General features: G+C 42.0%; 14 protein-coding genes. 9 read left to right on the top strand and 5 right to left on the bottom strand.

Annotation, left to right across the window (positions count from 1 at the left end):
* The first annotated feature begins 69 nt into the window (after positions 1–69).
* From ACOSVQ_RS11490 to ACOSVQ_RS11450, 9 genes are all read left to right on the top strand, one after another.
* Complete coding sequence (locus tag ACOSVQ_RS11490) at positions 70–1,269, top strand: anaerobic sulfatase maturase (RefSeq protein ID WP_491982700.1); 1,200 nt, start codon at positions 70–72, stop codon at positions 1,267–1,269.
* A gap of 289 nt (positions 1,270–1,558) precedes the next feature.
* The gene (locus ACOSVQ_RS11485; RefSeq protein ID WP_491982699.1) at positions 1,559–3,271 is read left to right on the top strand and encodes a DUF2264 domain-containing protein; all 1,713 of its coding nucleotides are present in this window, start codon (positions 1,559–1,561) and stop codon (positions 3,269–3,271) included.
* Positions 3,272–3,389: 118 nt separating this feature from the next.
* A complete protein-coding gene (locus ACOSVQ_RS11480; protein ID WP_491982698.1) occupies positions 3,390–5,309 on the top strand; it encodes an ABC transporter substrate-binding protein in 1,920 nt (639 codons plus the stop codon).
* Positions 5,310–5,514: 205 nt separating this feature from the next.
* Entirely contained in the window at positions 5,515–6,522 is a 1,008-nt protein-coding gene (locus tag ACOSVQ_RS11475; RefSeq protein ID WP_491982697.1) for an ABC transporter permease, read from the top strand.
* 2 nt (positions 6,523–6,524) lie between these two features.
* A complete protein-coding gene (locus ACOSVQ_RS11470) occupies positions 6,525–7,685 on the top strand; it encodes an ABC transporter permease (protein WP_491982696.1) in 1,161 nt (386 codons plus the stop codon).
* Complete coding sequence (locus tag ACOSVQ_RS11465; protein ID WP_491982695.1) at positions 7,685–9,400, top strand: dipeptide ABC transporter ATP-binding protein; 1,716 nt, start codon at positions 7,685–7,687, stop codon at positions 9,398–9,400. The genes ACOSVQ_RS11470 and ACOSVQ_RS11465 overlap by 1 nt, the downstream gene beginning before the upstream one ends.
* 63 nt (positions 9,401–9,463) lie before the next feature.
* Positions 9,464–11,434: a methyl-accepting chemotaxis protein gene (locus ACOSVQ_RS11460; protein ID WP_491982694.1), complete on the top strand. Its 1,971-nt coding sequence runs from the start codon at positions 9,464–9,466 to the stop codon at positions 11,432–11,434.
* Positions 11,435–11,748: 314 nt separating this feature from the next.
* On the top strand, positions 11,749–12,537 hold the full coding sequence (gene kdgR, locus ACOSVQ_RS11455; protein ID WP_491982693.1) for a DNA-binding transcriptional regulator KdgR: 789 nt from the start codon (positions 11,749–11,751) through the stop codon (positions 12,535–12,537).
* A 234-nt stretch (positions 12,538–12,771) separates the two neighbouring features.
* Positions 12,772–13,119, top strand: a complete 348-nt coding sequence (locus tag ACOSVQ_RS11450; protein ID WP_491982692.1) for a helix-turn-helix domain-containing protein — start codon at positions 12,772–12,774, stop codon at positions 13,117–13,119.
* A 90-nt stretch (positions 13,120–13,209) separates the two neighbouring features.
* Here ACOSVQ_RS11450 and ACOSVQ_RS11445 read toward each other — a convergent pair whose 3' ends face one another.
* The 5 genes from ACOSVQ_RS11445 to ACOSVQ_RS11425 all read right to left on the bottom strand — a co-directional run bounded on the left by ACOSVQ_RS11445 (position 13,210) and on the right by ACOSVQ_RS11425 (position 20,824).
* Positions 13,210–14,376, bottom strand: coding sequence for an oligogalacturonate lyase family protein (locus tag ACOSVQ_RS11445; RefSeq protein ID WP_491982691.1), 1,167 nt, complete (start codon positions 14,374–14,376; stop codon positions 13,210–13,212).
* Between the two features lie 57 nt (positions 14,377–14,433).
* Positions 14,434–16,197, bottom strand: coding sequence for a sodium:solute symporter family protein (locus tag ACOSVQ_RS11440; RefSeq protein WP_491982690.1), 1,764 nt, complete (start codon positions 16,195–16,197; stop codon positions 14,434–14,436).
* 447 nt (positions 16,198–16,644) lie between these two features.
* The gene (locus tag ACOSVQ_RS11435) at positions 16,645–17,685 is read right to left on the bottom strand and encodes a pectinesterase family protein (protein ID WP_491982689.1); all 1,041 of its coding nucleotides are present in this window, start codon (positions 17,683–17,685) and stop codon (positions 16,645–16,647) included.
* Between the two features lie 115 nt (positions 17,686–17,800).
* Positions 17,801–20,017, bottom strand: coding sequence for a right-handed parallel beta-helix repeat-containing protein (locus ACOSVQ_RS11430; RefSeq protein ID WP_491982688.1), 2,217 nt, complete (start codon positions 20,015–20,017; stop codon positions 17,801–17,803).
* Positions 20,018–20,107: 90 nt separating this feature from the next.
* Positions 20,108–20,824, bottom strand: a complete 717-nt coding sequence (locus ACOSVQ_RS11425) for an oligogalacturonate-specific porin KdgM family protein (RefSeq protein ID WP_491982687.1) — start codon at positions 20,822–20,824, stop codon at positions 20,108–20,110.
* Between the last annotated feature and the right edge of the window lie 781 nt (positions 20,825–21,605).

Here is a 21,605-nt window from a genome sequence, read left to right as displayed (position 1 = left end):
GTTTATCCTCAACAGCTTTTATTTATTGCTTTAATATTTTCATTTTAAAAATCCATAGAAGTTATCAATATGTATATCACGACGGTGAAACCTTCCGCTCGCAATCCTTTCCATGTGTTGATTAAACCCATTGGTCCTCTGTGTAATCTTGATTGCGATTACTGTTTTTATCTTGATAAGACAGATCTTTTCCCAAATCAAAATCGTTTCGATATGAGCGACGAAGTATTAGAAGCACACATAAAGGGCTATATCGAAAGCCAACCTCGCGGAACAAGAGAAGTCACCTTCGGCTGGCAGGGCGGAGAGCCGACATTACGGGGTATTGATTTTTACCAAAGAGCACTGGCTTTTCAGAAGCTGCATAAGCGCGAAGAGATGACGGTGGTAAACACATTTCAAACTAATGGCGTTTTAATCGATGAAGAATGGGCGGTGTTTTTTAAAAAGCATCGCTTTTTGGTCGGGATAAGTATTGATGGCGATGAAGAACTTCACAACTACTACCGTAAGCATCGAAATGGCAAAGGCTCCTATCAGCAAGTTTTGAGAGGTCTTAAACTGCTTCAAAAACACCAAGTGGAATATAACGTTCTGACGGTTGTGCAATCACACAACGGCAGCTATGGGAGGCGTGTATATCAACATTTAACGTCATTGGGTGTTCAGTTCATTCAATTTATTCCGGTTGTGGAGGCGGTGAAAGGTTCTGGAGTTTCTGAGCGCAGTGTTGTGGCTGAACAATTTGGTAAATTTATGATAGATGTGTTTGATGCATGGCGTGAAAAGGATATTGGTAAGGTATTTGTCAGCCATTTTGATAATGCATTAGGTATGACTTTAGGAATGCCGTCTTCTATTTGTGTTCATTCACCGAAATGTGGTGATAACTTGGTGATAGAGCACAACGGTGATGTCTACAGTTGTGATCACTTTGTTTTTCCTGAATTTAAACTTGGCAATATCAAGCGCAGTGAATATCCAGACCTAATCGAGACTCCAATTCAGCAGAGCTTTGGGCAAGGAAAACAAGCGGCGAGCGCTCTCCACTGTGTTACTTGCTCCCAGCGTCATTTGTGTCATGGTGCCTGCCCAGCACAGAGGATAAATGCCAATGGTGAGATATCGTTTAAAGAAAAACATTATCTCTGCGAAGGTTACTTCATGTTCTATTCGCATATCCAACCCTATTTAAAAGCGATGAGTGATTGTTTAAGACAGCAATTACCGGTTGTTTATTACTCACATTTTCTTCATAAGTACGAATAAACAACATTCAATCTGGTAATTAATTTCATCCATTATTGCGATGTGTTTAATAAAAATATCACTTCAAATTTTAAATTTATTCGTTCTGTTAAATTTTATTATTTTACTTGTGTGAAATGTTGAATTTAATTTCCGTTAAAAATTGCGATGCAATCGAAAAATAATTGAGGTGAATGGATGGAGTTATGACTCAGATATCGAAAATATAAAAAGTCGTTTTAATATTAATATCCCGTGATATTTAATTATTTACAACAAAACAGCTTATTTAACTGAGTGAATATTTATAATGTCTGTCTGCTGGAAAGATTTAACTGAAAAAGAAAATTTATTTGCCACTCGCCAGAGTGTTGCAGAATTAGCCAAAAACGTGTTGCACAAGCACGTCATGATTATTTCTGATCAAGTTAAATTAGATGTACAAGCGAATAGCGCGGCACATTACACCCGCCAGACGGCGGATATTGAATATGTGTGTCGCTTACTATGGTTAGCGGTTCCTTCTAAACACATACACTCAGAAATCAATCACTTATTGAGCCAGAGAATCATTGATGGTACTACGCCAGAGTCGAGCAATTTCTGGCAGCACGCGAAGGACTACGATCAGCGTGTGGTTGAAATGTCTGCCATTGCGATGGCATTAGTAGAAGCGCCCGAAATTTATTGGCAACCACTAGACGAGGAGCAAAAAGCGAACCTCGCAGAGTGGTTGCTATCGTCAACTTACATCGCCCTTCCACCGAATAACTGGTATTGGTTCCGTGTCCTCATTTTGGAATCGCTTTCTGGTTTGGGTATTGAAATTGATACCCTGAACTTGGAGTTCGACTTGCAGGCTATTGATGAAATGCAGCTGCAGCAAGGCTGGTATCAAGATGGTGCGACAGGGGTAATGGACTATTACAACCCTATGGCGTTTCAGCTCTATGCGTTGATGTATTGCAGATGGAATCCAGAATCACCGCGTAAAGATACGCTGCTTAATAATGCGTTAGAGTTCTCGAAAACCTACAGCACTTGGTTTGATTCCGAAGGTCGACAGCTAGCCTATGGTCGTTCTCTTAATTATCGGTTCGCTTCGTTAGCGTTTTGGGCAGAGCTTGCAAGAGTAAATCCTGAACATGCGGATGTGGCGTTATGGCGCACTTTGTGGACTCAGGGAATGAACTGGTGGGCAAACCAACCGATCACCGACAGTAACGGTATGTTACTTCCAGGTTTCGCTTATCCGAATTTACTGATGAGTGAGTTCTATACCAGCTCTGTCTCTCCACTATTGGCGTTTAAGGCATTCAATGCGCTAGCAATGGAAGAGTCTCATCCATTTTGGCAATCCGATGCACAATTATTGGCGGATATAACTGAACCTAAATGGAATAACGACAGACATCTCCAATGGAGAAATGACGGCAGTTATCTACTGACCAACGCTTCAGGTAGCAATGAACTAAGAGAGTGTGTCGATAAGTACTACAAGTTTGCCTATAGCTCGGCGCATGGGTTTTGTATCGACAGTGTTCGATGGATAAACCAAGGCTGGGCGGGCGATAACATTCTGGCATTTCAGCATCCTGATACGATGCAGTGGTACAGCAGACCTCGTCACATTGAAGCTTTTAGAGAAGGAGACACTTTAGTCTCTATCTGGTCTCCATTTATCGGTTGTAAGGTCACTACCTATCAACGATTAGAGGGTGATCGTGAAGTTCGTCAGCACCTTATTTCTAGCGACCGAGAGCTCTCTTTCCTGATGACAGGATATTGTGTCGATGAATGGCGAAGCTGGTTTAGCCACGCGGCTGCAGCGCCATCTCGTATTGAATCAAAAAAACTATTTAGTGAACTGCGGTTAGTGAAAGGTCAGGGACAAGCTTGTTGTTATCCATGTGCCCCCAACACCAACGTTTTATACCCGCATTCCAGTGTTCCCGCTATTTCTGGCGTTATTCAAGCTGGAGATTCAGACATCGAAGTACATGTACTGGCAGGAAGTTTGTGAGCGTTACGTGCGTAATGCACTAGGTACGTATGCATTAGGTATCTAGGACAATCAAATTGACATTAAAAATCTTAAAAACATAAACCTTGAAACATTAGATCATCTTATGGAGTTAAATATGAAAAAACACAATAAGATACCTCATCTTGGAAAAGCAGCGATTGCCGTTACCGCAGCACTGTCTTTTTCTAGTTGGGCAGGCTCTTATAATGAAGCGCCTCAACTGGCTGAATTGGTGAAATCTGGCAAATTGCCGAAAGTTGAGCAGCGCCTGCCTGAAAACCCATTAATTGTTGAGCCCAATGAGTCAATTGGTCAATATGGCGGTACGTTAAACTTGGTCGGTAAAGTAGTGGATAACGGGCATCGTACTCGTACTATTGCTTACGACAACCTGTTTAACTTCGATACAACGTATTCGAAAGTCATCCCTAACTTAGCGACCAGCTTTACTTCAAACGAAGAAAATACAGAGTTCACCATCCATCTGCGTAAAGGTGTGAAGTGGTCTGATGGTACACCGTTTACTGCTGAAGATATTGCTTTCTATATCAATGATATCGTAGGCGACCCAGAGCATTCTGGTAACCGTCCTCTAGTTCTTCCTAACCATGATTCTGCAAAAGCTGAAGTGGTAGATACACACAGAGTAAAAATCACGTTGGCGCAACCTAATGGTTTGTTCATCCGCAGCCTAGCGACAGTGGACAGTGAAAGCTATACCGCATTCCCTAAACACTACTGTTCTCAATTCTTGCCTAAGTTTAATGATAAAGCGGTAGAGAATGCGAAAGCGGCTGGCTTTGACTCATGGCGCCAATACGCTTCAACTAAGTGTGAAGCGCACTACTTCATTGAACACTACGCAAACGTTGATCGTCCTGTTCTAACAGCGTGGAAAGTGACAACGCCTCCTGGACCAAATGCGAGTTACGCAGTATTTGAACGTAACCCTTACTACTGGCAAGTGGATACTGAAGGCAACCAGCTACCGTACTTAGATGCTGTTCGCTGGCGTTACAGTGAAGACCAAGAAGAGATGGTACTTCGTGCTGCAAATGGTGAAGCAGATTATCAACATCGCCACATTGGACAAACGTCTTACCGTTCTTTGTTGATTGAGAATGAAGAAAAAGGCGGCTACAGCTATGAGTTCCGTCCAAATACGCAAAGCACTGAGCTGGCAATCGCACTGAACCAAACAGTGAAAGACCCACTTAAGCGTGAACTGTTCCAAAACAAAGATTTCCGTATCGCACTTTCACACGCTATTGACCGTGAAGAGATCAGTGAGACAGTTTATTCAGGTGCTGTAGAAGCGTATCAAGCTGCACCACTAAGCATTTCACCGTTCTTCGATGAAGAAATGGCGAAACAATACACTGAGTTTGATCTTAAAAAGGCGAATGAGATTCTTGATTCCCTTGGTCTGACCAAGCGTGACAGCGAAGGTTACCGTTTATTGAAGAATGGTGAGCGTCTGCGTATTGAAGCGTTGTCAAAAGTTTCAAATAAGGGCGTATTAGCTGACTCTCTAGAGCTTGTGAAGAACCAATGGAAAGCGGCTGGCATTTTCTTGGATATTCGTGTGCTTGAAATTAACCATGTGATCAACTTACGTTTGACCAATGATTTCGACCTCATCCCAATTATCGGTGATGGCGGTGTGGGTATCATCGATGAAGCGCGTTTCTACTTACCATTTAGCCCGGAATCAACTTGGGGTCTAGGTTATTACTTATGGGCGAGCGAGCCTGAAAATGAGTATGCAGTAGAGCCGCCAAAGCATATCAAGCATCAAATTGACTTGTGGAACAAACTGAAGCAGACCTCTTCTCAAGAAGATCAGCAGAAGTACATGAAAGAAATTATCCAAATCGCTAAGGACAATTTCTATGTCATGGGTACTGTTGAAGCTATGCCTGCGGGTGTTGTTGTGAACAATAAGCTGCACAACGTTCCTGAAAACATGCCGCAAAACTACAACTTCCCAACTCCGGGACCAATGCGCATGAGTCAGCTTTGGAAAAGCCAATAACGATTAGTATCGCTTAGTTTTTAGCTTTGCATAGATTTTGCCCCACAAGGCAGTGGGGCATTTCTATGGCTTTTCATAGCAATTATTAAATTTGTCAGTGGTGCGTTTTATGAAGCGTTTCCTAAGCACTTATTCGTTTAACGCATCCTTAAACACTATTTAGAGTTTGATGTCATTATCTTTGGTATCAAGATAAGGAACAGTAATGAGCAGTTTTTTTCTGTTTGCAGGTAAGCGGCTGGTGTCGATTCTCGTCACACTGTTAGCTGTATCTATTGTCGTTTTCGCTGTCATTGATCTTCCTCCTGGTGATTTTGCTTCTGCCAAAATTGCTGAGCTTCAGTCTATGGGGCAAACGGTGGATCCACAGATGATATTCACCATGCGCGAAATGTATGGGTTGGATAAACCACTATGGGAGCGTTATCTGAATTGGATTTCCGGACTGTTAGTTGGTGATCTGGGTATCTCATTAACCACAAACCAATCGGTATGGACCACAATTGAACCGCGAATTTGGCCAACGGTGTCGTTAGCAGCAGCTGTCTTCTTCTTTCAATTTTTAGTCGCTATCCCAATTGGTATGTACTCAGCTTTGCGTCAGTACTCCTGGGGCGATTATGTTGCGACGATTTTCGGTTTCATTGGTATGGCGACCCCGAACTTTGTTATCGCGATTGTTGCGTTACTTATCGGGTATTACAGCTTTGATACCGTCGTTTCTGGCTTGTATTCCGATGAATATCTCGACCAGCCAATGTCTTGGGCAAAACTGATGGATGCCGCATCGAGAAGTTGGATTTACATCTTAGTGGTAGGCACTGCGGGTATGGCGGGCATCATCCGCATTATGCGAGCAAACCTGCTTGATGAACTTAAAAAGCCTTATGTGAAAACAGCCCGAGCGAAAGGTCAGACTGAGGCGAAACTAATTCTGAAATATCCAGTGCGTATTGCCGTGCTTCCGATTGTGTCAACGATTGGTTGGATGCTTCCCGCTCTTCTAGGTGCAGACATTATCGTCAGCCAAGTTATGAACATTCCAACTTTAGGTCCATTGATGCTTGCTTCATTGCGTTCTCAAGACATGTATGTAGCAGGGGACGTTCTTTTGATTATGTCCATTCTTACCATTATCGGTACTTTGATTTCTGACCTTTTACTGTACTGGATTGATCCTCGAGTACGTGTTGGCGTTGCGAAGGAGTTTTAATTATGACTACGTCTGCTATTCGAAATCTTGGGCATCTGTTTAAGCGCCGCAAGAAAACTATTGATTTAAGTACTGCAACTCAGTGGCAACTGATTGGTTTGAAAATGCGTCAACACAAACTGGCTTGGTACAGTTTGAAGTTTTTGGTGATTGTTTACGTTATTGCAGCATTCGCTGAGTTCTTTGCTCCTTTCGACCCTAGTGAAAACTGGCGTCGTTATACCTACGCACCACCGCAGTCAGTTAGCTTATTTGAAAACACGAACGAAGGTTGGCGTTGGGCACCACACCTAGAGTTTTACCAAAGTAATACTGACAAACGCACCTTAAAAAGGCATTACGAGTTAGATCCAGATAAAAAAGTGTACTTTTCGTTTTTTGGAAAAACAGAATCGTATGAGCTTATGGGCTTTATTCCTATGAGTTACAAATTCATTGTTCCTCATGACACAAAGCAACCATTCTTTATCTTGGGCTCTGACCGTATGGGTCGAGATATGTTGTCACGCTTAATCTATGGTGCGCGTATTTCTTTGTCTGTAGGTCTGATGGGGGTATTCACCACTTTTGTTTTGGGCATCTTGATTGGTGGCGTGTCTGGTTACTTTGGCGGAACGATAGATAACGTTATCCAACGTATCATTGAATTCATTAAATCTATTCCGACTCTTCCCTTATGGATGGCGCTTTCCGCTTCTTTGCCAGCGGAATGGAGCTCTTTAACGAAATATTTCTTAATCACCATCATTTTGGGGCTTGTTTCATGGCCAGATATGGCGCGAGTAGTGCGAAGCCGCTTTATGTCTTTGCGTGGAGAGGAGTATGTCGCCGCTGCATGGTTGGATGGTAACAGCCCGTTCGAAATTATTCGTCGCTATATGGTGCCGAATTTCATGAGCCACATTATTGCGGTTGTGACTCTTGCCATTCCTATGATGATCCTTGGCGAAACAGCATTAAGTTTCCTCGGTTTAGGTCTGCAAGCGCCAATGGTGAGTTGGGGAGTTCTACTTCAAGAAGCACAAAACATCCGAGCTTTGGCGGAAGCAACGTGGTTGTTGATTCCAGCTGTGGCGGTCATCGTCGTTATTCTGGCAATGAATTTCGTTGGCGATGGCCTGCGTGATGCGTGTGACCCATACCATGATCAAGGTGCGAAATAATGAGCGATAAAATTCTACAAGTAAAAAATCTTCACGTGAGTTTCCCAACCAGCATGGAGCATTTCCATGCAGTTAAGGATGTCTCATTCGATCTTTATCGTGGCGAAACATTGTCTGTCATTGGTGAGTCGGGCTCGGGTAAGTCGGTCACGTCATCGGCAATTATGCAGCTATTGGATAAGCCGGGGCGTATCGACTCTGGCGAAATTCTGTATACCACAGAAACCGGTGATGTCATTGACATCGCGCAGATGGACCCTAGAAGCAAAAGTATGCGTTCTTTACGCTGCTTTAATTTCTCTTTGGTATCACAAGAACCGATGGCTGCATTGAGCCCTGTTCATACTGTAGGTGATCAAATCAAAGAAGTACTTTGTTTAGTGGAACCAAGCATTACTAAGCAAGAAGCACACTTACGTGCGATAGAGCTTCTTGAACAGGTTCAGATGCCAGAACCTGCTAGCTTGATTAACAAGTACTCATTCGAATTGTCTGGTGGACAGAGACAACGTGTGGTGATTGCTATGGCAATTGCCTCTCGCCCAGACATATTAATTGCCGATGAGCCTACAACGGCACTGGACGTGACGACGCAAGCTGAAATTTTGCTGCTGTTTAAAAAACTCCAAGATGAAATTGGCATGGCGATACTGTTCATCACTCATGATCTAGGTGTTGTCGCGCAGATTTCAGACCGAGTAGTGGTGATGGAAAAGGGCGAGTTGGTCGAGTGCGGAAGCGTACGACAAGTATTTGAACGTCCAGAGCATCCATACACTAAGAAGCTCATGGAAGCGACGAGATCGTTAGAAAAGCCTTCAAAAGTTAAGGTTCCGTACCGTTTACAAGAAGCATCTCGTTTGCAAGAAGGTAGGGAAATCCGTCCTATTTTAGATTTGAGTGGAGTTACCAAAGTTTTCCATAAGCCTGCAAAAATGTTTGAGAAAAAAAGCACCATGACCGCGGTCGATAACGCTTGTCTCAAACTGTATCCGGGAGAATCGTTGGGTATTGTGGGTGAATCAGGGTCAGGTAAGAGTACATTGGGACGAGCAATATTGGGTATGTCACCGGCGACATCTGGCACGATTCAATATGTCGATGAAAAAGGCGATGTGGAAATTGAGCTCTCTAATTATAAGCGCGCCGTACGTGACCCGCTGTTTGCCGATCTGCGACTCATTTTCCAAGACCCTTGGTCATCATTAAATCCACGTATGACAGTATTCGATATCATCGAAGAACCGCTTCTAAAGCTTCGCACTGAAATGAACAAAGCAGAACGTGAAGAGCGAGTACGTAACATCATGAAGTGGGTTGGGCTGCCTCCTCAGTTCTCAAGTCGCTACCCTCATGCGTTTTCCGGTGGTCAGAGGCAAAGGATAGTGATTGCACGAGCTTTGGTGACGATCCCTAAAGTTGTGATTGCAGATGAAGCAACAGCTGCACTAGATGTTTCTCTGCGTTCACAAGTGCTCGATTTACTGATTGAGTTCCAAAATGTCTATGGAACAGCATTCATTTTAATCACCCATGATATTGCCACAGTGAAATACTTCTGCGATCGAGTGTTAGTGCTACAACACGGAAAAATCGTTGAGCAAGGCTCAGTCGATCAAGTGATTTATCACCCTGAGCAAGCGTATACACAGCAGCTAATTGCAGCAGTCCCCATAGCTGAATTGGCTCCGGAAATATCAGCAGAGTTAGTTTAATTCTATTAATTGAAGCCTTCTCATTAGGGATATTGAGAAGGCTTGTTTCGTTGGAGGTCTTGCATGAATATTTGGCACAAAATGTCTATCGTTAGTCGCTTCTATTTTGTCACTAGCTTTTTGCTGGTGGTTATCGCAATGATTGGTGGTATCGGTTTTTGGCAAAGTCAAAAATTAACCAATCAATTGGATTACATAGGAAAGTATTCAATGGATGAGCTTGCTCTTTTATCTATAGTCGAAAAAGAGTTGGTTGAGTTGGAATCGGATATTGCTCATTTTAATGCGGAGACTTGGAAGGAAATAAGCGAACACGTCTTAAAACATGTCCATTATTCCAAGCAAGCCATTGCCAAGATAGATAAACAACATGAAGGTACAAGCCTGAAATGGATAGTGGAAGAGAGCTTTGACCAAGATTTTCAACGTTTGACTGATATGATGCAAACGCACGATGAATTGCGTATATCTCAAGAAAAATATACTCGAGAATATCGCTTACTCTCTGCCCAAGTTAAACGTTTTATTTATACCTTGAGCGCAACTGAATCCAACATTAATAACGCAATGTTGGCTGAAAATCTGAGTAGCCGCCTCGACTCTTTAATGTTTAATACAGATAAGGCTCTTGATTCGGTTAAAATTGAGGAAGTCGAAGCCTTTTACGAGAAGAATAAGGCCATTGGTCAAGATATCACTGTCATGGTGTCTGACTTAGCATCGCGCACGAGCAATGTTTCAAAACGTAATATAACTCTGATAGAGGCATTGATTGCGCATAGCGTAAGCGAAGATGGTGTGGCCGGTAACCATTTGCAGATGATTAGATTGTCTCAGCAAGAAAAGAATATGACAGAAGGGATGTCGCACAACGTTAGAGAACAAATAAACGCGTTAGAATCATTTAGGGATTTGGTTATCGTTGAAGCGCAAAACAAGGTGTTGGAAGTAAAAGAGCAACAAAGCCGCTATATATTACAATTAGTTGCTTTCATCATCGCTGTAGGCTTTCTTTCGCTAGGGCTTGTAATTGCAACATCTCGAAATATCCAAACAGGCTTGAAAGCGCTGAGGTTGGTTCTAAATGCGATGGCCAATCGAGATCTTACTCATAAAACAACCTACAGCAAAAGCCGTGAAATGGCTTGGCTGGCGAAGCATGTTGAATCTGTTCGAGAACTACAGTGTGGTTTGCTTGGGCAGTTACAACAATCGTCTCATTCACTTAATGAAGTGGTTGAACACAATAGTGTCCACGCACGCCAAACTCAGCTAGCAGTTCAACAGCAAGTTGAATTGACCGATGAAGTCGCTTCTCTAACGGAAGAGATGGAAGGTGTTATCAAACATGTAGCTCAGCAGGCAAAAGCGACCAATGACAGGATGGCTTTGGCTGTAGAAGAGTCTCAAAAGGGCTATGAGCACATCAAGTTAAACGATAGATGCATCAGCTCGACATCGGCTTTATTAGACCAAGCTGTAGCCACGATTGATCATCTTGTGAAGGATGCGAAGCAAATCGAATCTGCGCTTGCCATGATTGAAGAAATTGCAGATCAAACAAATTTGTTGGCTCTAAATGCAGCAATAGAAGCAGCGAGAGCGGGGCAACACGGTCGAGGTTTTGCTGTTGTAGCGGATGAAGTTCGTCAGCTTGCAACGAACACGACTGAATCGACCAATGGTATTCTTGGTAATATCCAGTCACTACAACAAAGTGTTTCACAATCCGTTAAACTCATACAGCAGTGTAAAACTAGCATGGTAGAGGCGACACACAGTTCACAGATCTCCTACGATGCGGTTAAAGAAGTGAAGTTGTGTATTGATACTGCGGCTGAAATGTCTCATGCAATATCAGTAGCAACCGCGCAACAATTGACGACAAGCCACATAATGGTAGAAAAGTTGTCGGCTATAAAAATCAGTGCACAGAGTAACAGTAAGAGTGTTGAAGCACTGTCCGGCAGTGTCGAAGAGATCAAGCAAGTTTCCACTAAACAGCGAGCTCTAGTGAGTGATTTTGTGATCTAAACAGCATGAAGATAATGTTTATAGATTGATATGTAATTGTTTGACTATTTGCCTTTTTTTGTGTGAAAGGCAATAAAAGTCACTAAATCTGTTAATTTCAGCGATTAATTACGAAAAAAGATAACTGAACCCTATTTTTTTATAGCGCATTATTTTAAATTAACGGGTGGACGTTTGATCGTTTGGAAACGTGTTTTAGTTTTTTTGAATGCTGCTCTGGGCGGCATTCTACTTGAATCGAACTCATGCCAACTGTCTATTGGGCGATATAGAGTGTGTCGATAAAAATGAATATTAAAAATAGGTAAGACAAGATGACAGCTGACAAGCAACCCGAATCGGTTTCATCCGTATTAAAAACATTCGGAATTTTACAGGCGCTTGCTACGCAAAAAGATATTGGCATTAGCGAGTTAGCCCAACGATTAATGATGTCGAAAAGTACGGTATATCGTTTTCTACAAACGATGAAGTCTCTTGGTTATGTCTCTCAAGAAGGCGAAACCGAGAACTATTCGCTAACTCTAAAGCTATTCGAACTGGGTGCTGCTGCACTTGAATACGTTGATTTAGTGGAATTAGCGAATGGCGAAATGCGACGAATCTCTGATTTGACTATGGAAGCACTGCACTTAGGTGCGCTTGATGGCGACAGTATTATTTATGTACACAAGTTGGACTCTAAGTATAACTTGCGTATGCAATCGCGTATCGGCCGTCGAAACCCTCTATATTCAACTGCAATCGGTAAAGTACTGCTTTGTGTTCGTCCAGAACAAGAAGTTCGCGATATTCTTGCTGAAGTTGAATTCGTTCAAACGACAGAGCGTACTCACAAAGATGTAGACTCGCTACTGGTTGAGCTTGCACTAGTGAAAGAGCAAGGTTTTGCGGAAGACGTTGAAGAACAGGAAATCGGTTTAAGATGTATTGCTGTTCCTGTTTACGATCGTTTCAACCAAGTTATTGCAGGTTTAAGTATTTCTCTTCCAACTATTCGTTTTACTGAAGAGAAAAAAGCTGAGTACATTTGTGAGCTTCACGCAGCAGCTCGCCGTATTTCACAAAAATTAGGCTGTACAGATTACCCTTACGCAGACTAATTTTTAGATGCTTTAACAAGAAGCCGTATGTAGTTTAACTATGTACGGCTTTTTTCTTTTATTGGTTGAATTCTAACCAATACTTTTCCCCTTACTGTTCTAAGTCCTTTTTAATGCTTCGAAAGGAGATTTTTTGCAAAAACCTTGGACAGAAACTCACTCAGTACTGACATTTTTCATATAATGATTTGGCATTGTACCCATATAAATGAGTGATGAGTTAAGGGAAGTCGCATGGAGTTTTGCCAAGAGGATCGCAAAGCCTTATATGATGTATGGATGTCGCAAAAAGCGAAAATGCATCTAACCCAAATGGAGATAACTAAACGTCTTGGAGTAAGCCAAGTCGAGTTTTCCAATCTATTACGTGGTACTGAGCCACTATCTATGTCGTTTGTGACGAAATTCTGTAAGCATTTACATGTTGAACCTGAGAATGTTTTACCTACGTTGAAATATCAATATGGGAGAGGGGAGTCAGCGGTCTATTTACAAAATAGAATCAGTGTCGATGGTGAGATTCAGAAAGTACATGTAGAAGGCAACCAAGTTATTATTGAGTACATGCATATCGCCAAATAATTGCTGCTTTGCGAATTGCCAATAGATAACAAAATAGAGGTAATAAAAAACCGAGGTACTAAGCCTCGGTTTTTTCGTCTAAAGCCTAATTTAAGCTTTGAATGACTCTGGTAGGTCTGCAATGTAAACAGCAGGTACGCCTTCGAAGTCACTGGTAAACAGAACGCCATCATCACCAGGAGTGAATGATGGGTGTGGGTGCGTAATCTGACGGTCACCGTTTAGTACATCCCATGATGTGCTGTGTTTACAAAGTTTAGTCGCAGTTTTTGCTTTAGTGTTTAGGACATATAAGAACGGGTCGTTTTCAATGTCGTAGCTTTCTGCATCTGCAACGTCTACTGGAGCATCACAACCATCACCCACCATTAGAGAACCGTCAAAGTTACTCATTAGGTGTGAACATGGTGGCATTACCATGACTTCTTCGTTTTCTAAAGTCTCAGGGTTCGCTTTGTAGATAACGCGATCTGATTGGCCTTTGAAGTAAGATACGTATGCCATTGCACTACCATCTGGGATCCAGAATTCGTGCGTGCAAGACTCGCCAGGAGCATGTTCTTTGATCTTACGAACGTTGCTACCGTCTTCGTTTACTAGCCACATACGAGCGTCAACTAAGTCGTGTGGACCTTCGTGACAGAAGCCAACAGTTGAGTCGTCGAATGGACGGTAGATAGGGTGGCCTAACCATGCTTTATCTTGGTGAACAACTTCTAGCTCGCCAGTCGCGATGTCTACTTTGATTAGACGACACGTTGGGTTTGTATGGTAAAACTCAGCGAATTTTTCCCAAGAAGTGAGGGGAGCCCAATCTGCTCTAAGAATTTCGATACCTACTAGCTTAGTACAGTCAGAGTTTGCAACCCAAGTGCCGTAGCCTTTCCATTCTGGATCAACCGTGTAAACCACGCGCTCTTCAAGGGTCTCAAGATCAACCTGCATTAGGTTGAGTTCGCTTTTCACATAGAAGAATGACTTGTCATCGGTAGAAATGAAACCACCAAATGTGTTGTCGCCTTTACCTTCGGTAAGCTGAGTTGCTTTTTGAGTTTTAAGATCAACAAGGTAATAGTTACGGTTACCGTCAAAATCACCAGCAAGAAGCAGCTTTTCACCGTTGTTAGTGAAACACTTCTGGTAGAAGTAGTTACGATGACAGATTACGTCTTTAGGGGTAATACGCGTTACTTTTACGTTAGTGTCACTATCAGTAAAAGTTTCGAATTCAAGGTTTAGGATGTCACCTTTAGCCACGATAAATCTCCTAATATAAATGAAGTAGGCAGCCAAACGCTGCCTACTTAAGATTGATTAACGAACAGAAATTGTGTTGTTCAAATCGTCAATTTTTGCACTCTTCTTCAGACCGTAGCCAACAGCGAATACTGATGCTGCACATGCCAAGAACAGTAGGCGTCCCCATAGTGGGTTTGGAATCAGAACCATGGTTGTTAGACCTGCCGCCATGTAGATAACTAGAGTACCTAGTTTAGCGCGTTGCATACGGTCAACCACGTCTTGTCCTTCTTCTTCAACACATTCAGTGTCAACGTCTTTGAAGAATTCAACCGCCACTTCTTTATGAGTGTCTTTCTCTTCTTTGTAGAATAGAGTTGTTAGACAGAAGAAACCAGCAGTTAGGAATAGGTGAGCTGCGATTGTGATCATGGTCTTCATTTCGCCAGTCTCACGACGAGTCAGCTCTTCAATACCGAACCAGCTTGCCACGTAGCTAGGAGTAAATACGTTTACTACTAACCAAGATACAAACATACCGAAGATAACAGTTACCCAAGGAGCCCATTTTGGCGTCTTACGGATAAGGATACCTAGGAATAGTGGTACTAGGATTGGCGATTGAAGTAGCGTCGCAACTTGCATCATTAGATCGAATAGGCTTAGGTGTTTCAGTGAGCTGAAGAACTGAGCCATTAGAATTACTAAGATACCGTTGATAGTACAAGCGATTTGACCTGCACGTAGAAGTTCTTTGTCGTTTGCTTTGCCTTTACGCACGATAGTTGCGTAGAAGCTACGTACGAAGATACCTGAGTTACGGTTCAGTGCTGAGTCCATAGAAGACATGGTTGCAGCGAACAGACCAGCCATTAGTAGACCAACAGTACCAAGAGGCATTGTCTCACGAGCAAACACTAGGTAAACCGCATCGCTAGCTTTAGCGCCTAGGTTAGGGTATGCCGCAGCTGCATCAGGATACATGATTGCAGAAGCCCATGGTGGGATGAACCAAATGATTGCACCAAACACCATCATCACTAGAGCCATAAGAGCCGCTTTGCTTGCGTTCTTAGAGTCTTTAGCGTTTAGGAAACGGTAAGATTCCTGCATGTTGTTGATACTTTGAAGCTGCTTCACGATGAAGAAGAAGAAAGAACCAACAAGCAGTAATGGGTAGTTCATGTCTGGACCCATTACGAAACCACCAGGGAAGTTATTGATGATTTCAGAAGGACCGCCAACGAAGTATAAAGCAACAGCCGCACAAGCAATTGAAATAACAGCAACGATCAGAGTTTGAATAAAGTCTGATGCTACAACACCCCAAGCACCACTCAGAAGAGAGATGATTAGAACCGCTGCACCTGTTACATAAATTGTTGTTGTGATGTCTGCATTAAATACTGCTGAAGCAAATACACCTAGACCGTTCAACCAAACACCAGCGTTGATTACGCTAAGTGGAATGATAACCCAAGTGAAGAATTGCTCGTTCGTATCACCGAAACGACGTTTAACAGCTTCAGTAGGAGTGTCAACGCGCATTTGACGGAAACGACGTGCAAAGTAGAAGTATGCAAATACATATGCAACCATGTTACCAACGAACACGGCTAGAATTGCAAAGCCATCACTGAAGGCTTTACCTGCTGCACCTGTAAAGGTCCAAGCAGAGAATTGAGTCATGAATGCTGTTGCACCAACCATCCACCAGAGCATTTTACCGCCCCCACGGAAGTAGTCACTGGTGCTATTGCTAGCCATTTTTTTGAATAGCAGACTGATCGCAACCATCAGTGCGAAGTAGCCAGCTATTACAATGTAATCATATTGCATAGTGATATCTCATAAGTTTTACATCAAAAAAAATTTTCAGGTATTTTCTACCAAAAAATTAGAAAAGTATGTGATTAAAATCAAAACGTCGGTTTATTTTAAATAGATTAGCATTTTCAAAATGTTTATTGCAATCAGAAAACATTACATTTTGTGTGACTTTGTTTGTCTATGAATTCATCTATTTCCTATGCTGCATAAGGCTTAATAGCGTTTTGTCAGAATTGGAATTTATATAAACGTTTGCTTTGTTTCGTGATACTTACCATTACGGGTATCAATGTCTGGGTGTTATTTGTACAGTTTGATTTTAGGCGATAGTCGCCAGTGGCGGGTGTCAGATTTGGATTAATTCTCACTATTAGTTCATTCTAACAGTGAGAATCTGTTGCGGAGTATCTTGTCGTTAACGAATGGATTGGACGCGCAACATGCGATGCATACGGGCTAGAGAATCAAATTTCTCATCAGACTAGGTTGCCAATGTGGGAAAATAGCTTTCATTGTGTATGTACTGAACTGATCTTGGTTCATCTCAAAGTCATTCGGCACTACGTGTGTTGATGTTGCTTGGTTTTTAAATGTATGAAATCTCGAATCTTCGGCATAAAACCAAATTTGCGATCCTTCTTTCGACTTACCATGCATTTTGTCCCAGCCGTGAATATGGTTGTCAAACGTGCACTCTATGTATGCGCAATGTCCAATTGCATTTGGGTTGGCATAGCTGCCATCGGTAAACTCAGTAGTGGGGTGCCATGGTCGGCCAAGTCGATAACTTTTATTAGGAACTCTTTCGTTCTCTTTCATTAAATTGCAGCGATAGAAAACCAACCCATACTCTTGTTCGATTAGCGTACTAGGGGCACTGACGTAACCTAATGGATCGTTTTCAACTGTGTCTTCTCGCCATCGGCATATCAATTCGCAGTGATTAAATACAGCTGTGCCACCTCCGAAAATAAAGTCAACAGTTCCCCAAATATCTGTGGATTCGAAATAGCTTCTTCCAGAACTTACATACAGAGTGTCTTGAAAGCTTTTGAGTGTGCAATCTCTACACTGAACTTGGTCTCCTTTGTGCCCAACCAGCAGTGCGACAGCTTGAGTTGCAGAAATTTTAGATGAGTCGGTGTTGTCTTTTCGTTGGTTACCAATGAAATCGAAAGTGTTTTCAATGGTTAATGATTGGAAAGTGATATCAGTGGCATCGGCATTCACAACATAGCTGTTGTAGGTAGCCCATATCTTGCCATCTTTAGCCAATAATCCGTTAGCATCGGTATAGCTAATGATAGTGCTTGATTTAGATGTTCCGATTAAATGGATGTTGGGACGAGTAATATGCAATTTCTCTTCGTACCGTCCCGGTTTGATGAAAATCGTAAATGGGGTATCGCCATTCGGTGCCAAATTTAATGCTTGCTGAATTGTGGTGACGTCTCCATGTCCAGACGAATCCACAATTATGTCGTGTTCACTATTCATAGCTAAGCCTGTTTAATTAACTTATTGATTTGTTTTGCTTCGTTCTACTACGTTTTAAAACTGCGTTCAAATGAAAAAGGCTCAGATTGACTGAGCCTTTTAATGATGGAAATAATTAGTTCACTAGCGAACGTAGTTTTTCCACTTGCATGCGCATTGACTCTTCGTCAGCAGAAGTGACATCGCTTGCATTCTTAAGTGCACTGACATCTTCCTTCGCGGCTTTTCCGTTTTGGTCAACAGTATGACCGTCTACATAGAACTGGTTGTTAACCAAGGTTTCGCCGTTTACAACATCACTATATTGGCTTTCAACAAAGAAACGGTATGAACGGTTGTCTTCAAAATGACCTTGTTTAACTTGACCTGCGTATGGGCTCTTGCGGAATAAGAAATTGAAACGTTTGTTATCGATAGAAACGTTATTTTCAAGTACAAGAGAACCAGGGTTGAAGTTGTCAGTAAAGCCATCCATGTTGTTTTGGAAAGCTAGGCTGTTTTTCACGACGTGAGCAACAGGTAAACCCTCACCTCCGAGCTTAAATCCGTTACCTCTACTTCCGCCTTTCCCTGCAACTGTTAATGTTTGTCCGTTTCTGTAAGAAACAGAATCAATAATAGTCACAACGCCATTTGCACCGTCTTCTACTTTGTTGAATAAGTCCCAACCGTCATCAATATTATGGTGAGAAACACATCGGATGAATGTATTGCCATCACCAATTCGCATTTTGGCCGCGAAACCATCTGCGTTGATTTGAGAATCATCCATGTTGTTGTAACTTTCGCTGTCGCTGACGATGTTGTGACTCGCCCATAAAGCTCGGCCTAACTTGTCGGGAGAAGTTATCTGGAAGCCAGTATCGGGAGCGCTGTGCGTTACAATATAATCAAAGTTGTTATGGCTACCCCACACAATATAGCGAGCTCCTGAAACTTCAATGTCTGAAACGTTCCAGTAACTAGCATTGTGTTGAATGTCACCAAGGAAGCGAACGTGCTCACCTTTTGCCAAAAGCGTTTTTGGCAATTCAGCCGTACCGCTCGCTGAAACTGGAATGGTGATGCCTTGGTAGTCACCATCTTCTAAAGTGATAATGCCACCTGGCGCAAGAAGTTCGATAGCGGTAGCAAGATCCAAATGCCCATTACTACCATCTGGATTTACAGATATATTCATTGGGTCGACTAAGTTGACCATGTCTACTTTCTGTTCATAAGTCTTAGGTGTGAAATCTGGACCTTCGGTTGGAGTGTATGTAACTGTAAACGCTGTGCTAGGCGAGGTAAGTGTTGCATCAAAACGGAAGAAATCACCCGCTGGAACATCTTGCTTTTCTACAACCACTTTACCTTGTTGGCTAACACTGAAAGTACCAGAGTAGTTTGCTCGTGATTGCAGGCTGTAGTTTTCAACTGCACTTTTATCAGGTGATGCCTGTTGCAAGACAACATCCGTCAATTTCGCTGAATATTTTGGTGCATCAAGGGTATGCGCATCGCTAAGTTCGATTTGAACGTCACTGACTGAAATCTTTGCGTTACGGGATGCAAAGAAACCGACATATTGGTTGTCTGGGTCTTGCATGTTAACGATATTGGCATTTGCACCCTTGATTTCACGTGATTCACTGATTGTGCCATTATCATAGGTAACAACGTAACCTGCATCGCTACGGCTTAGTGACATTTTAAATGGAGTACCATCAGTGAATGGAATACCTTTTAGGAACTCATCACGAGCCATTTTGTTTCCGCCAGTTCCCCAAGGCTGATAAATGCCTTCACGATAGTTCGCATTGACGTCAACCAAACCATTATTTTCTTTTTTGTTCGCTCTTAGCAGGTTCATCACCATGTTTGAAGCTGCTGGGAATTCTTCTAATCCTTCAGGTTGCGGATCTAGTCGAGGTTCGCCAATGATGTCGCGAACCATAATACCTGCGCCTTCCTGACGGTTAGGCGTAGAACCAGTTTCTGGGCCTAATTGCTCTAGGACGATAGAAGCTGATAGGGTGAAGTTCTTATTGGTAGGAATCTTAGTGTAATAAAACGTAACGCCTTCGTGGGAATTGGCCAATTTTCCGCCACGGCTTTCAATAGTGAACGTTTCTGCAAGTTTGCCTGCTTTAACTGGTTTGCCATTTACTAATACTTCATTGGTTCCCACTTTTTCTGGCAGTATTGTGGAACCAAAGTTCAAATCTGTAGATTGACCGAACGTAATAGCTTGCCAGGTTAAACTCTCTGGTGTGACTTCGGTTTGCATCATAGAGCAGGCACTAAGTGCCAAAGCACCACTAATCGCTAGGGTAATTCTTGATAGTTTCATAGCTCACCTTATTAAAGCATTAAAAAAGGCTGACTTAGTGGATGTTAAGTCAGCCTTGAAAAGACAGTTAGGATTTACTTTCAGGTCAAATTAGAAGCTGTACTTCACACCAACACGGAAACGTGGCTCGTAGCTATCTTTACCCACAGCATTTTCAGAAGTATCTGTATTTTGTGCAACCATACCGAACTCACCAAACGGGCGCCAACCACTTTCAAAACCAGAGTATTCTGCAGATAGGTTTACTAAGCTTAGGTATTGGTTATCACCTTTGTAGCCAGCTTCAGCAGACTGATCAAATTTGTACTCGATATCAAGTCCATACTTGAAGTCACCCATTTTGTAACCACTGGTTAGGTTTAATTGGTTGTAGTGGCTGTCTACGCTTGTAGAAGCATTGTTTTTGTAACCGTAACGGTAACGTAGATCAACGCTCCAATCGTCAGAAAGCTTTTGAGTTGCTTTTAGATCAAGCTTATGCGTGACAGCTGTAGAGCTTGAATCTAGAGCATAAGCTGGTTGTAGAGTGAAAGTGTCAGTCAACTTGTAGTTGTAACTAACTTTAGTTTCATGGCCACTACTCTTCATGTTGTCAAAGTCTAGACCATCACTGTTATAGCCCCATTTTACTTCGGCACTGATACCAATACCGTTAGCGAAGCGGTGATCCAGCAGTAAGCGGTCTTTATGAGCGCTCTTCATATCACCAGCTTCAGGTACAAACTCGTGACGTACGTTAAGAGAAGCAGCGTTAGCAGCAGTAGCAGTAAGAGCCAGTAGAATGGCAGAAGTAAGTACTTTTTTCATATTAAAACACCGTTTTTGTAATTGTGGTTCGGTGTTTAATTTAACTAAAAAAACTTTTTTTAAAATGTGAATATCTAAAATGTGTGATCATTGAAACAGTGTTTTATATATAAACTCATTTTATGCGTGATCAAGTTGGCATTATTAGTTGGCTTGAAATTCATTCTGGTCAGATGAGGTGATTTTATTTATTCAAAAAAATAATAATTGCCAATTATTTATTATCACTATTTAAGTGTTTCCTTAAATAAAGGTCAATTATGAAAGGGGGAGGCGTCTTTGTCGTACGCATTACCTCGATTTTTCTGCCGTGTGAACTCTAGTGATATAAATAGTCTTTTCTGAGATTTTGCGAATGATGTTCACTTAAGTTGCTGAAATAATGTAGTTATTAATGGTTAAGGCTAAAGCCCTCTGTGTCTGGAACAGGGGGGGAGTTAAAATCGTTACCGGTTGGCCATGAGAACTGTAGTTGGAAGTAATGTGTGCACATCCAGTTATGACTTTGGCTATGTTAAGTTACGAAGAACCTTTCATTACCTAATTTATATACTCAAATACTTAGCTATATAAAATAAGGTTGACCATTTTGTGCGAATTTTCTTAGCGATTAATTGGATTGCAAATCTAACGTAAATATAAGAAACGGTGTTGAACATCAGTTTTGGTTATTGAACATTCTATTAACCAAAAATTAATCTATTGAATACACAAACTTTTAAGGTGATATTGTTTTCTTATCGTAATTGATAGCTAACTAATTGAACAAAATGCAATTGTC

The sequence above is a fragment of the Vibrio sp. HM8-C genome (assembly GCF_058630515.1).
The sequence above is the reverse complement of the archived record's forward strand: the minus strand, read 5'-3'. Positions and strand labels throughout refer to the sequence as shown.